The organism is Flavobacterium terrisoli (assembly GCF_030167905.1).
Lineage (GTDB): Bacteria > Bacteroidota > Bacteroidia > Flavobacteriales > Flavobacteriaceae > Flavobacterium > Flavobacterium terrisoli.
In genome coordinates this window covers 62799-75407 of the sequence record NZ_JARGNA010000008.1, presented here as the reverse complement: position 1 = coordinate 75407, position 12609 = coordinate 62799, and the positions used below count along the sequence as shown (strand labels likewise).

The window sequence follows — 12609 nt, the reverse complement described above, 5'->3', positions numbered from 1 at the left end:
AAACTGGCAATTGGAGTTGAATTGCAATAAAAACGGATTAGTTTCAAATTTTGCGATGGTCAAAAAGTGTATTTCTTTGAATTAAACCATTAAATCAATTCTATACGAGTTAAAAACTGTATATATTTGTTAACTTTGTATTATCCTAACGCCACCAAACGTTTAATTAAAGACCAAATTAACTATGAAAAAAATTTTGAAGTCTGTTTTTGCTTTGGCCATTATAGGCTTAGTACTGTCTTCCTGTGAAAATGATTCAGACAGTCAAAAACTGTCCAAAAACTCAACACTGACCCAGTTGTTGATGAGGGTAACACACAATGGCAATACGCCAACGGGTAAATCTGAGGATGACGATGATATGCCTTGTTTTGTAGTAGATCTTCCGGTGAGTTTAGTAGTCGATGGACAAACGGTTACTATAACTACGATGGATGAGTATGCGACCGTTCAAAACGCCTTACACCATGCCGGTGATTCGGATGACGATGATGACGATGATGATGACAGCGATGACGATGAGGTTCATGCGACTTTTGTTTTCCCAATCAGCATCACTTTTGCTGACGGAACCACACAGCTTATTGCAACCGAGGAAGAGTTGGATGTTGCCGTGCACTCTTGCGGCGATGATGCTGATGATATCGAATGTTTGGATTTGCATTATCCTTTAACCCTTACTTTCACCGATGCCAATAATGTAAGCACTGTGGTTACTTTGAATAACGATGATGAAACCTATACTTTCCTGGCTACTTTAGGTGGTTCAGAAACCGTGGTAATCAATTATCCTTTAACCATCACCGATGCCAATGGCGAAACGGAAGTGGTCAACAGTAACGAGGAACTAACAGATGAAATTCAGCAGGCTGATGATGACTGTGGTAACGATGATGGTGATGATGACCAGGGCGAAGACGATAAAAGATAAACTGTAAAAATTTAAAAATGGAAAAACCGATTAGGAGACTAATCGGTTTTTTTTGTGGAGATAAGAGGAAATTAAAATCCGAAGATTTTCTCCAATGCTATAATGTGTTTTCCATTTTGCAAAGTTTTAGCTGCTTTAGCCAGTTTTTCCGCAAGTAGGGAAGTGGGCATCGGTTTAAATTTTCGAATCAAACCCAATCCATTCAGAAATTTTAATATACCGGCGCTTATTTTTTCACCAAATCGATTGGTCTCTTTGCGAAGCAATAATCCGGGTCTGAAAATGATATAGGAATCGAATGCCAATTGGTCAATCCATTCTTCCAATTCGCCTTTTATTTTAGAATAAAACACATTGCTTGTCATTGACGCTCCGTAGGCGGAGAGTAAAACTACTTTCGGAACACCATTGGCTTTAGCCAACTCCGCAAATTTAGCTGGAATATCATAGTCGATATGCCGCTGATTTTCTTTGGAACCGGCTACTTTCAGAGTGGTTCCCAAACAGGAAAACAAAACCTCACCTTTGATAAATGTTGAGACTTCTTCCAAATGATCAAAATCAGTAAGTACTTCTGTCAATTTAGGATGCTTTATTCCGCTGTGACGACGCACAAATATGACAACCTCAGTAAATGTAAAATCTTGTAACAGCACATTTACAAGGTCTTTTCCGGTAGCGCCTGTGGCTCCAATGATGAGTGCTTTCATATTTTAGTGTTTAAATGACCAACCAGTTAAAAATATGATTTATTTTTTGATTTTTAAGATTGAAGGTGGAGAAAGAAACCCTTATCTCCACCATTTAATCTTATTTTAGAATTATTTTTTGATTAACCAGTTTTCCACCGCTCTTGAAAAATCGGCTACGTCTATTGGATGTCTGCTGGTAATGATGTTTCCATCAGTCACAACAGGTGCTTCTATTACAGTACCACCAGCATTTTTTAAATCCACCTGGATGTTCCAGTATCCGGTTAGTTTTCTGCCTTTCAAAATGTCTGCTGAAGCCAATACCACCGGAGCATGACAGATGGCTGCGATTAGTTTTCCCGATTTGTTGAAATCCTGAATAAATTTGATCACATCTTTATCATTGCGCAAATTGTCCGGATTCCAGGCACCACCCGGAATAAACACCGCATCATAATCGCTTACCTTAATCTGGTCTGCGGTTTTATCAAATTTAATCCAGCCTACAGGTTGTAAATATTGTATGGCCATAACATGTGTTTTTGACATTTCAGGATATACCAATCCATATCTTTCAGGTGCCGGAACGAATTTTGGAGCAACAATATCTACTTGTGCACCCAGTTCTCTAAAGTACCATACCGGACCGGTTAATTCAATTTCCTCAAAACCATCGGCTACGATTACCGCAATTTTTTTGCCTTTGAGTGCGGTTTTGTTTTTTACAGGGTTGAAGAAGAAATCTCTCAAGGCTTCATTGCCCGGAGCATTTAATAATTGGGTTACCGGCATATTTATTACAGCCGTTTGAGTAGATAATTTGTTGGCAATTTCCAGTTGGTTTACATTTAGTGCATTCATTTGTTTAGTTTTTACGGTTACTTGTGAGTTTACATTCGATGAGGCAACTATACTGATGATAACTGCCATTATGATTTGTTTTATTGTTTTCATTTTCTAAATTTTTAATTGTTAGTAATTAATTTCGTTTGAATTATTCTCTTGTGAGTGGAGCAAATTCGATAAGTCGGTGAACGCTGTCCTGAAATGGTGGGTTTTTGATACTGGTATTCAGAAAGTCAATTACCGGTTGAATAGGAGGAAAGTTCAAATGATACTGAAAGGCCTCATTGTTTCTGAATTTTTCAAAAGTCACAAATTGGGTTTCATCTTCTTCAAGCTCCGATAACTGATACGTCACGACGCCCGGTTCACTTCTAAATTGAGGCATAGCAACATGATAAACATCTTTGAAGTTGGCCTGGGTTCCGACTTTAGCATCTACAAAAAGCATTATGGTAAGCTGGTCTTCGTTTGCTTTTGTCGTTCTGCGCCATGCTTGTTTTGAAATGGGTTCCAAATCTTTAACACCAATCGTTTTGGTAGGTTTTGCTAATGCTGTTTTCGCCAAATCGTTTACTACTTTTGGTTTTAAATGATTACTGATTTTATCCAATTCTTTTTGGTTATTCCATCGTTCAATTACCCAGAGCACATTTGGTTTGTCCTGTTCGAAATAAGCTTCAGCCATGATATTATTGTCATTTGAAACGGCATAATGAACATAGTCATCAATCGCTTTTTTAAAGGATTCCAAATAATCTTGCTTTACCTCATAGCGAGTCAATTTTGCTGCGACTTCCTGATGTTTTAAGGCTTCCAGAACAGCTTCGCCCACTGCTTTGGCAGATTGCGGATTTTGCCCGGTGACTACTCTTTGATCGGTAACAACATGGGATTGCCACAAACCTGATTTTTCAAAAATGGCTCCGCGTTCAATCAATTTTGACTCTAGTAAAAAAGGAACAACCTTGTCCAGTTTTACCGCCACTTCTTCTTCGTTGGTAAAAGCATTTATTTTTTTACCTTCAACCAAAAACTTCCCATCAGAAAGTTGGATATTCACCAAGCCAGCCGGACCGTGACACACCGCGCTTACAATACCGCCATTCTCATAAATTTTAGCGGCTATTGATGCTAGTGGTTTGTTATCTGCAAAATCCCACATGGTGCCATGACCACCGGCATAATGAATAGCCGCATAATCATTTGGGTTGATGTCAGAAGGTTTCAGCGTGTTTTCCACTTTATTTCTATAGGTGGCATCGTTCCAAAACTTTTTATTAACCGGATCACCAAGATTAAATCCGTCGACCGGCGCTTTTCCGCCTTTCGGACTCACGAAATCTATTTCATATCCCGCATCCACCAATACTTCCCATGGATGGGCTGCTTCTGATAAGTAGAACCCGGTTTTTTCACCGGTAGTTCCTTTTTCGTCGTGGCTTGTTACCACAAATAGAATTTTCTTTTTCATTTTACCTGAATTTTGTGCGTTAGCATAAAAACTGAATACTAAGAGAAATGACGTCAAAACGGGTACTGTTTTTCGCTGGATTGACAAGAGTGTTTTTGCTATCATAACTTTCATTTTTATGGGTTATTAATTTTATAAGAAGTACTTCTTAATTGATAAAGCAAATTTACCGCTGCAGGCAGCCTTGGGACAAGGAAGCAAATCACTAAAAAAGTGTGATTTAAATCACTTGAGGCGATGGATGCTGTTTTGCCCCAAGAACTTTACGCAAGCTTATTTCCCTATTTTCAACAACAGCTTTGATACTTCATGCGGTTGCGACAGGAATGGAGAATGGCTGGTATTCACCGAATACACCGTCGTAATTCCGGCACTGGCAATCATCTGGTCTTGAAGTCCCGGAGAAATCACGATATCCTGTAGTGTTTTGATATACACCTTTGCTACAGCACCAAAGTTTTCATTAGTCAACGTCACCGGAGTGGTAAACGGAATAGCTGGCTCAGGTCTGTAATTGGCAACTACTTTTTCTTTATCGGCTGCTGTACCATCATTAATAAAGAGATAAGTCAGGTTTTCAGCATTCACGTTAAGCGTCAGATGATCGGCTGAAGGAATCAAGGATGGGCCTAATTGTGACTCAGGATCTGAAATATTCACCAATGCCTGTCCCGAAGTAGGAACAAATGCTCCGATATAGACCAGCTTACTGATTTTGGCAGGGATGCTTTCAGCGACAGCCGTTACTACCATTCCGCCCATACTGTGTCCTACCAGGATAACCTGACCTTCTGTTTTCGAAATGGCGTCGATTACTTTATCTCTGTAAACATCAAGCGTCAGGGTGTGTGTAGGTGTCATATCGTCTCCGTGACCCGGAAGTTCTACGACAATTACCTCATTGCCTTTTTTGATTAAATCAGAACTTACCAAGTCCCAAACGTAAGGTGCTTGCCATGCCCCATGAACCAGGACATAAGTTTGTTTTTTTGCTGTGGTGTTGTCATCATTTTTAGAACACGAAGCAAAAGTGGTTACTGCAAAGGCTGCTGAAAGCAGCATTGAAATTGTTGTTTTCATTTTTTTTTAAATTTTAATGGTATTGCCTACTTTTTGTACGGTGTTCGGCTTGTCCGTTTTTATTAAATTTCTTATTAGAGATTATTTTCCGGTGCAGGAATATCAAACCCATTCAAAATCATAGCGATGAAACTATAGCCGCCAATTAAGAAATAGAGTTCAGCCACACCATCTTTCCCTAGTAACTGCAATGCCTGTTTATAAGTTGAATCGGGAATGATGCGTCCTTTGACTAAGGCATAGGCAATATCATAGGTGATGGTTTCGACTTCATTTAAGCCGTTGGGATGACCACCGGCGGCCAACGTTGCGATTATATTTGGCGGAATTCCAAATGCCTCAGCCATAATCTCATGAGCATAGAGTTCGAAACGGGCTCCAAATGAGCCACCCACAGTCAGTATGGCAATCTCACGCAGTGATTTTAGTAAGGTGGCATGATGGTCTAAGGTTCTTATAAAACTCAAAGCCGGTATACCAAATTGTGGGTAATGAAGCATCGGAATGAATGGCCCTAATAAGGCGCCTTGAGCATCTGTCATTTTTACCTGACCCTGACTGTTGCCAATGAGTTTGGCAATCTCGTCATGAACATAACGAACGTGAGGGCTTAGGGATTTCGGAGGTAAGGGTTTTATACGCATGATTTCTATTTTTTTTGGGATTAAAAGTTTCCTGTAAATTGGCCGTCAATAAGCACAAAAGCCATTCGGCAAATATTCCCTGAACGATTAGCCCAGGCATGGTTGGTGCCATTTTGAATGATGATATCCCCTGCTTTGATAGTGGTTTCGCCGCGATCGAGTATCATCGTGATTTCTCCTTCGAGTACTATCCCGTAATCCACGGTTTGGGTACGGTGCATCAAAGGGTGAGGTGCACCGGCAACAGCGGTTGAAGCTTTCTCACCACCCATCAATTTGAATTTGGCCGCGGCATCTGCTTCGGTCAGTTTTCTTATTTCCTCGCCTTCAGGTGGAAATTCTATGACTCTTAGGCGGGTTCCGTTTTTTGGCGGAGCCAATACCAAACTGTTTTCTACACTATCATCCGGTTGAGGGTGAATCAAAGCCGGAGTTTCCAAAGTGTGCCACACTTCAAAGAAAGTTGGGCCGCCCGGACCGCCTACAAGTTGAGAAAGTACTGGCGGTGCATCTGAAATGATGATGGCTTGGCCTGTAGCATCATGACCGGTCACGACGCGTCTGAATGTTTTAAGTTGCTGGTTCATAATCTTTAATTTTAATTGTTGTTGTATGTTATTTAAGTTGTTGACCTAATTTTTCTACTTTTCGAAGCCATTTTTTGCGTAGTTCGTCAGTTGATTTTCTCATAAATCCAAAAGTGGAAAATCGGATAGGGTCGAAGCCCACATAACCGAACACTATATTTTTAAGGATTTGGTATTGAGAAGCACGATAGATGAGATAGAACCACCATTTTGGCGTGTCCATCGTTACCATAAGTCGGATGCTTTTTCCGGTGAGTAGTTTTTCCGGAAATATTTTTCCTGAATGGTGTTTGAAGGCAAAGCCGGGTAAAAAGATTCGGTCGATAAAACCTTTGGTAATGGCAGGCATAAAGCCCCACCAGTTTGGATAAGCCATAACAATATGGTCAGCCCACAAAATATGTTTTTGTGCAGTGATTAGATCATCTTCAAGCGTGAGGGTTTCGCCGGTTGTATAACCAGAGGATAAGTTTACATCAAAATCCAGTCTGGAAACATAGAGGATTTTGCATTGAGCTCCCGAACGTTCTGCCCCTTTTTGATAGGCTTCTAACAAGGCATTGCAAAACGAGTTTTCGGAAGGATGCCCAAGGATAAGTAAGATATTTGTTTTCATTGCAAGGTGTATTAATATTACACTGCAAAGATTTTAAATATCCCAAAGGCGTTCCTGACACAAATGTGTCAAAAGATTATTGGTGTGCTAATTTGTGTCGAATACGGGTAAGGGTTTGTCTTTCGATGCCAAGGTAACTGCAAAGATGGGAGATAGAGATGCGGTTGAATAAGCCCGGTTGCTTTTTGATAAAATCAAGATAACGCTCTTCAGCCGTCTGAAAAATAAAGCTTTCAATACGAGCTTGTTGTCGGTATAAAATTTCACCGGCAATTAGTCTTCCATATCTTTCAAAATTGGGAGATTGTTGGTAATTCCAATTCATGCCTTCAAGGGTGAGACAAACCAGTGTGGTGTCTTCTAAGCATTGAATAGCATATTTGCTGGGTTGTTGCTTTACAAAGGAGGAGAAATGAGTGGCATATTCTCCTTCCGGATAGAAGCCGACGGTTATTTCATCTCCTTTTTCGTCTATATAAAAAGACCGAACCAGTCCTTTGGTAATAAAACCAATGGCATTTTGGACTTTGCCCGATTCTAAAAAGAAATCTTTCTTCTTCAATGTTTGAAAAGTGAGTTGGGATGCAAACTGGGAGAGTTCAAAATCAGTAAGGTTCGGACATAAGGCCCTAACAGATTCCAGATATATTTTTTCCTCAGCCTCCATTTTCTATATTCTATTTGTCATGATGTAATCGACTTAATGTTTCCCTGCTCACGCCAAGATATTCTGCAATTAATTTTTTAGAAATCTTTTGCAATAAGCTGGGATATAATTTGGCAAACGCTTCATAGCGTTGTTGCGGGCTGCTCGAAAGCAGCATTCTTATTCTTTTTTGCAGCGCCATATAACCATGGGTCAACTTCATTCTGAAAAAGTGCTCCATCTTATGAAGCTCTGCCGCCATTTGCTCTCTTGCATGCAGGGTCAAGCAGTAAACATCTCCTTCCTCCAGGCATTCGATATACATATCGGTTTTTTGTTGTCTGAAAAAGGCATTATAATCCGTCATCCACCAGTTTTCCTGCGCAAACTGAACAATGTATTCCTTCCCTTGAGGGTCTAAATAATACACTTTATAGATACCCGATACCACAAAGTAGTCATATGGGACCTCGTCACCTTCATGAAGTAGAAACTGGTGTTTGCGAACCCTTTTCGTCGTAAAAAAAGATTCAACATACGCAAACTCCTCATCACTGATGGGTGTAATGGCTTCAATATGGCGGCGTAAGGAATCCATATGCGTATTTGTTCTTATACAAAAATATAAAAAAAACTTTAGGGGAGATTCTCCATTTAGCTTCGCTCTGTTCTCCCTTTGGGCTCAAGTCCTTCGGCAGTCGGCTTCGCTTCGTGTCATTGCGTCGTAACACTTGAACTGAGTTAGTATAATGAACTGTCCCGTGATTACTTTGAATAACGATGATGACCAGGGCGAAGACGATAAAAGATAAACTGTGAAAATATAAAAATGCAAAACCCGATTAGGAAACTAATCGGGTTTGCTTTTTTACTAGTTGTTTAAAATAGAAGTAGTGGAAGCTTTTAAACGTTTTCAAACCGTCACTTCGAGTGATTTTAAAAGTAATAACGCCAGGAGTTCTTAGTTTTAAAATAATATCTAGAAGCTTTAGATATTCCTAACTAAGCAGCTCAAGCAGGATATTGTTGTACTTATTAATATTGATTAACCTTAAGTTCAAATCAATTTGAGTGTTTTTGCTATCTTTTTTAAGATACGAAATCATTAGGTACAAAACTTCAATTAACTTCTCAAGGTCATAATCCAGTATTCGTTTGATTTTATATTTTTGGGTTTGTTCGGGGGTTACTTTTTTTCTGGAAATAGCGGTATAGGGTATTTCATAACGAACGGCAGCCGTGAGTTCTTCAACATCCAACATTTTAATAATTTCGATTCTTCGGGCTGTATCAATTGGAGCGGCGTTTTGGATATCTGTTAATAGCTTTTGGTTTAGTTTTAACTCTGCTTTTAGCGCACGTTTTAAAGCCGCTGCCTTAGTAGCAAGCGTGGCACTGTCTTTGGCGACGTCGTATATTTCTTTGATGACACTCATGAATTTTTGATTGATATTATCTAAGCGAGATAGTTTTGAAGGTAAATGTAGTAAATTGACACTAATAGTCTAAAACATCTCAGACCATTTTTGCATTGATTTCTTTTCATCATTCCAGCTTACTTGGTGACATATCATACTAAGCCAGGAAAATTAATAGCCTCAAATCATCAGTCGAGAGTTTAAAAAAATTGTTTGTGATGAGAAACAGTAAATAACTTTAAAAGATGCATCTAAACAACATTGGGGAACTTTAATAATTCTTAAAAAATGTAAACTGGTATATGTTTATTAGTAATAAGTAGTTAGTTTGACTATCAATCATATTAATAGACATGGCAATACTGTTGAAATAAGCAACAAAAAATCACAACAAAAATTGGAGAAGCCATTAGAGATGGCAAATGCCTCAGCGCACACTGCAAAAACAAGGTGAGGAAACCCCTTTTTGTTTATTAATTCAAGATTTTAATTGTTATCAATTGATGAATGTCTTCAACCATTGATTTATCCTTAATGTCAATTCGTATGCCTCTTCCTTCAGCGTATGCTTTTGCGGCTCTTAGTTCATTTTTTATAGTTTCAGAAATTGTGCTTTCCAGAATCTGATCTGTTGCTTTTTGTCCAAAAACGAAGGCTGTTTTGAAATATCCATCTCTTGGAAGTAAATAAATCAAAACCCTCTTTTTGTCTTTTATACGGAAACTCCACCCAAATTTTTCACCGGAAAAATTCCATTCCTGAGTTGCACCAGGATAACTTTGTATCGTAAAATCAACGAAGTCTTCCCAGATTTCAAAGTTTTCCCCTAAAGCTTCCTTTAAACTTTCATTTGTTGGCGTTATATTTTTGTCAGTAAAAACACTTTTCATTTTGAAACGGTTAGCAGTCAGAAAAGCAAAAGTATTCTAATTATTTATTAAAAATGATGGTGGTCACTTTTAAATTTTATCTGGATGATGCTTATCATTTTCCATGAATATTACGGTCATGATATTTGCCACAGGTAAATGAGCAAATATGACAAGCAATCAATGTTTTCATTGTGGACTGGAAGTAACACCCAAAGACACCCTTTTTTTTGATGATAAGGCTTTTTGCTGCAGAGGATGCAAAACAGTTTATGAAATCTTCAATGCCAACGGACTTTGTTCGTATTACGATTTTGAAAATTCTCCCGGCGCTATTCCCATTTCCGATAACCAAAAGTATGACTTTCTTGAGAATCAGAAAATTGTTGACAGGCTTTTGGAATTTAATGAAAACGGAACGCAGATTGTTTCCCTAAACGTACCGCACATCCATTGCAGTTCGTGTATCTGGATTCTGGAAAACCTGCGAAAGCTGAAACCGGAAATTGTTTTCTCACAAGTTAATTTTCATCAAAAGAAGGTACGTATCAATTATAATTCTGATAACTTCTCATTAAAGGATGTAGTAAACCTTTTGTCAACCATTGGCTATGAACCTTATATCAGCCTCGATGATTATGGCAATACCAAAAATCAAAAGGACCGAAGCCTAACTTACAAATTAGGAGTAGCCTTTTTTTGCTTTGGGAATATCATGCTGCTGTCATTTCCTGAATATTTTGAGCATAAGGAATTCTGGCTCGACCAATACAAAGGATTCTTCCGTTGGCTCATCCTCGCACTGTCTATTCCAAGTTTTTTGTACTCGGCCAGCGGCTACTATATTGCCGCATGGAACAACCTCAGGGCTAAAATCCTGAGCATTGAAATCCCAATCGCGTTGGGCATTATTGTAATGTTTGTGCGCAGTTTTATTGATATACTGCTCGACCGTGGCCCGGGTTTTTTTGACAGCATGACGGGTTTGGTGTTTTTTATGCTGCTCGGAAGAGCCTTCCAGCTTAAAACTTATGAATTCTTAAACTTTGAAAGGGATTTCAAATCCTATTTCCCGATTGCTGTCACGCGCCTTACAGCCAATGATAATGAGGAAAATATTCCGGTTTATGAAATAAATAAAGGCGACCGCATTTTGATCAGGAACCATGAGATTGTCCCAACAGACGGTATATTGATATCAAAAAATGCAGCCATAGATTACAGCTTTGTTACCGGGGAAGCCATTCCGGTGTCGAAAAGCTCTGGAGATAAAATCTTTGCCGGCGGAAGGCTTGCCGGAGCTGTTATTGAAATGGAAGTTTTGAAACCCGTGTCTCAAAGCTATCTGACCCAATTGTGGGGCAATGCCGCTTTTCAGAAAAATGAAGGTATCGGCTTTGAGAATATAACAAACCGCATCAGTCGTTATTTTACACCGTTATTGCTATTGATAGCTTTTGGCGGGTTTGGCTATTGGATTTTTATTGATGTCAATATTGCGTTTAATGTATTTACCGCAGTTTTGATAGTGGCCTGTCCTTGTGCTCTGGCATTAACAGCACCTTTTACACTTGGGAATGTTTTGCGGATATTGGGGAGAAAGAAATTCTACCTTAAGAATACCATCGCCATTGAACAATTGGCTAAAGTGGATACCATTGTTTTTGATAAAACCGGAACCATTACAACCAATAAGAAATCGAATATAAGCTACCAGGGCAAATCGCTTTCTCAGGATGAAATGCTGCTTCTCAAAAATATACTCCGGGGATCAAACCATCCGCTAAGCCGGATGCTGTACGATTACTTGCCGGATTCGCCAAAAATAGGGATTACCGGTTTTGAAGAGTTAACCGGAAGGGGAATCAAAGCGAGCCTGGCAGGTAGTAATATCTCCATCGGATCGGCAGCCTTTTTAGGGGTTGATGAGGAAAATGCTGTTCAGCAAACCGCCGTCCATATTAAGATAAATGAGGTTTACTACGGAAAATATGTTTTCCACAACCAGTACAGGGAAAGTTTAGGCGAATTATTCAAAAATCTTAACGAACAATATCAAATCAAAGTCTTATCAGGGGATAATGAAGGGGAACGTGAAATTCTGGAAAACCTTCTGCCGAAAGGAGTCGAAATGGTTTTTAATCAAAATCCGGAACAAAAACTGACTTTCATCAGCAAACTCCAACAGCAAGGACATAATGTAATGATGGTTGGCGATGGATTGAATGACGCCGGCGCTTTAAAACAAAGCAACGTTGGAATTGCTATTTCAGAGAATGTCAATATTTTTTCCCCGGCTTGTGATGCCATACTCGATGCCGGTGAATTCGAAAAACTGCATCGTTTTATGAGAATGTCCAAAAAAGCCATCCATGTTATCAGGCTTAGTTTTGGACTCTCCTTACTCTACAATGTTGTTGGTTTGGCCTTTGCGGTAACGGGAAACTTATTGCCAATAGTGGCAGCGATTATCATGCCTTTGAGCACCATCACCATTATCAGTTTTGTGACATTGGTCAGTAATTTTTATGCCCGTAGGCTAAAAATAACGACGGTCAGCAAAAAGAGTGATGAACGTCATATTTTATCCGACAACACGGGATTAATTTTGAACCATAAAATCACCACATGAGTGTCATCTATCTTCTAATCTGCATCAGTATCATTATCGCCATATTCTTTTTTACCGCCTTTATCAAAGCCGTAAAGAGCGGGCAGTATGATGATAATTATACGCCTTCCGTGCGCATGCTTTTTGACGATGAGCTAAAAGCAAAAAAATAAAAATCAATACAAACCAAAATAGAAA

At 39.2% G+C, this 12609-nt stretch carries 14 protein-coding genes; 3 read left to right on the top strand and 11 right to left on the bottom strand.

Annotated elements, in window-relative coordinates; all coding sequences use genetic code 11:
- Nucleotides 1-184 precede the first annotated feature (184 nt).
- The gene (locus tag P1K33_RS12255) at nucleotides 185-931 is read left to right on the top strand and encodes a hypothetical protein (protein ID WP_284653269.1); all 747 of its coding nucleotides are present in this window, start codon (nucleotides 185-187) and stop codon (nucleotides 929-931) included.
- Nucleotides 932-1002: 71 nt separating this feature from the next.
- On the opposite strand, the gene P1K33_RS12250 is transcribed toward P1K33_RS12255, so the two are convergent.
- From P1K33_RS12250 to P1K33_RS12200, 11 genes are all read right to left on the bottom strand, one after another.
- On the bottom strand, nucleotides 1003-1641 hold the full coding sequence (locus P1K33_RS12250; RefSeq protein WP_284653268.1) for an NAD(P)H-binding protein: 639 nt from the start codon (nucleotides 1639-1641) through the stop codon (nucleotides 1003-1005).
- Nucleotides 1642-1752: 111 nt separating this feature from the next.
- Nucleotides 1753-2577 (bottom strand): DJ-1/PfpI/YhbO family deglycase/protease, encoded by an 825-nt coding sequence (locus P1K33_RS12245; RefSeq protein WP_284653267.1) that lies wholly within the window; start codon nucleotides 2575-2577, stop codon nucleotides 1753-1755.
- 40 nt (nucleotides 2578-2617) lie between these two features.
- Nucleotides 2618-3940, bottom strand: coding sequence for a DJ-1/PfpI family protein (locus P1K33_RS12240; RefSeq protein WP_284653266.1), 1323 nt, complete (start codon nucleotides 3938-3940; stop codon nucleotides 2618-2620).
- A 273-nt stretch (nucleotides 3941-4213) separates the two neighbouring features.
- Entirely contained in the window at nucleotides 4214-5020 is an 807-nt protein-coding gene (locus P1K33_RS12235) for an alpha/beta fold hydrolase (RefSeq protein WP_284653265.1), read from the bottom strand.
- 74 nt (nucleotides 5021-5094) lie between these two features.
- Nucleotides 5095-5664 (bottom strand): carboxymuconolactone decarboxylase family protein, encoded by a 570-nt coding sequence (locus tag P1K33_RS12230; RefSeq protein ID WP_284653264.1) that lies wholly within the window; start codon nucleotides 5662-5664, stop codon nucleotides 5095-5097.
- Between the two features lie 20 nt (nucleotides 5665-5684).
- A complete protein-coding gene (locus P1K33_RS12225) occupies nucleotides 5685-6251 on the bottom strand; it encodes a cupin domain-containing protein (protein ID WP_284653263.1) in 567 nt (188 codons plus the stop codon).
- 28 nt (nucleotides 6252-6279) lie between these two features.
- Entirely contained in the window at nucleotides 6280-6867 is a 588-nt protein-coding gene (locus P1K33_RS12220; protein ID WP_284653262.1) for an NAD(P)H-dependent oxidoreductase, read from the bottom strand.
- 76 nt (nucleotides 6868-6943) lie between these two features.
- Entirely contained in the window at nucleotides 6944-7429 is a 486-nt protein-coding gene (locus P1K33_RS12215; RefSeq protein WP_284653261.1) for a Crp/Fnr family transcriptional regulator, read from the bottom strand.
- Between the two features lie 115 nt (nucleotides 7430-7544).
- A complete protein-coding gene (locus P1K33_RS12210) occupies nucleotides 7545-8111 on the bottom strand; it encodes a Crp/Fnr family transcriptional regulator (RefSeq protein WP_284653260.1) in 567 nt (188 codons plus the stop codon).
- A gap of 400 nt (nucleotides 8112-8511) precedes the next feature.
- Nucleotides 8512-8949, bottom strand: a complete 438-nt coding sequence (locus P1K33_RS12205) for a hypothetical protein (RefSeq protein WP_284653259.1) — start codon at nucleotides 8947-8949, stop codon at nucleotides 8512-8514.
- A 455-nt stretch (nucleotides 8950-9404) separates the two neighbouring features.
- Nucleotides 9405-9821 (bottom strand): DUF3788 domain-containing protein, encoded by a 417-nt coding sequence (locus tag P1K33_RS12200; RefSeq protein WP_284653258.1) that lies wholly within the window; start codon nucleotides 9819-9821, stop codon nucleotides 9405-9407.
- A 148-nt stretch (nucleotides 9822-9969) separates the two neighbouring features.
- Here P1K33_RS12200 and P1K33_RS12195 point away from each other — a divergent pair, with 148 nt between their 5' ends.
- On the top strand, nucleotides 9970-12432 hold the full coding sequence (locus P1K33_RS12195; protein ID WP_284653257.1) for a heavy metal translocating P-type ATPase metal-binding domain-containing protein: 2463 nt from the start codon (nucleotides 9970-9972) through the stop codon (nucleotides 12430-12432).
- Complete coding sequence (gene ccoS / locus P1K33_RS12190) at nucleotides 12429-12584, top strand: cbb3-type cytochrome oxidase assembly protein CcoS (RefSeq protein WP_284653256.1); 156 nt, start codon at nucleotides 12429-12431, stop codon at nucleotides 12582-12584. The genes P1K33_RS12195 and ccoS overlap by 4 nt, the downstream gene beginning before the upstream one ends.
- The last annotated feature ends 25 nt before the right edge of the window (nucleotides 12585-12609 follow it).

Excerpts from the sequence above, each read along its gene's own strand:
- P1K33_RS12205 (WP_284653259.1), bottom strand. The coding sequence starts at position 8,949 with ATGAGTGTCATCAAAGAAATATACGACGTCGCCAAAGACAGTGCCACG.
- ccoS (WP_284653256.1), top strand. The coding sequence starts at position 12,429 with ATGAGTGTCATCTATCTTCTAATCTGCATCAGTATCATTATCGCCATA.
- P1K33_RS12255 (WP_284653269.1), top strand. The coding sequence starts at position 185 with ATGAAAAAAATTTTGAAGTCTGTTTTTGCTTTGGCCATTATAGGCTTA.
- P1K33_RS12225 (WP_284653263.1), bottom strand. The coding sequence starts at position 6,251 with ATGAACCAGCAACTTAAAACATTCAGACGCGTCGTGACCGGTCATGAT.
- P1K33_RS12220 (WP_284653262.1), bottom strand. The coding sequence starts at position 6,867 with ATGAAAACAAATATCTTACTTATCCTTGGGCATCCTTCCGAAAACTCG.
- P1K33_RS12250 (WP_284653268.1), bottom strand. The coding sequence starts at position 1,641 with ATGAAAGCACTCATCATTGGAGCCACAGGCGCTACCGGAAAAGACCTT.
- P1K33_RS12235 (WP_284653265.1), bottom strand. The coding sequence starts at position 5,020 with ATGAAAACAACAATTTCAATGCTGCTTTCAGCAGCCTTTGCAGTAACC.
- P1K33_RS12200 (WP_284653258.1), bottom strand. The coding sequence starts at position 9,821 with ATGAAAAGTGTTTTTACTGACAAAAATATAACGCCAACAAATGAAAGT.
- P1K33_RS12240 (WP_284653266.1), bottom strand. The coding sequence starts at position 3,940 with ATGAAAAAGAAAATTCTATTTGTGGTAACAAGCCACGACGAAAAAGGA.
- P1K33_RS12210 (WP_284653260.1), bottom strand. The coding sequence starts at position 8,111 with ATGGATTCCTTACGCCGCCATATTGAAGCCATTACACCCATCAGTGAT.
- P1K33_RS12245 (WP_284653267.1), bottom strand. The coding sequence starts at position 2,577 with ATGAAAACAATAAAACAAATCATAATGGCAGTTATCATCAGTATAGTT.
- P1K33_RS12195 (WP_284653257.1), top strand. The coding sequence starts at position 9,970 with ATGACAAGCAATCAATGTTTTCATTGTGGACTGGAAGTAACACCCAAA.
- P1K33_RS12230 (WP_284653264.1), bottom strand. The coding sequence starts at position 5,664 with ATGCGTATAAAACCCTTACCTCCGAAATCCCTAAGCCCTCACGTTCGT.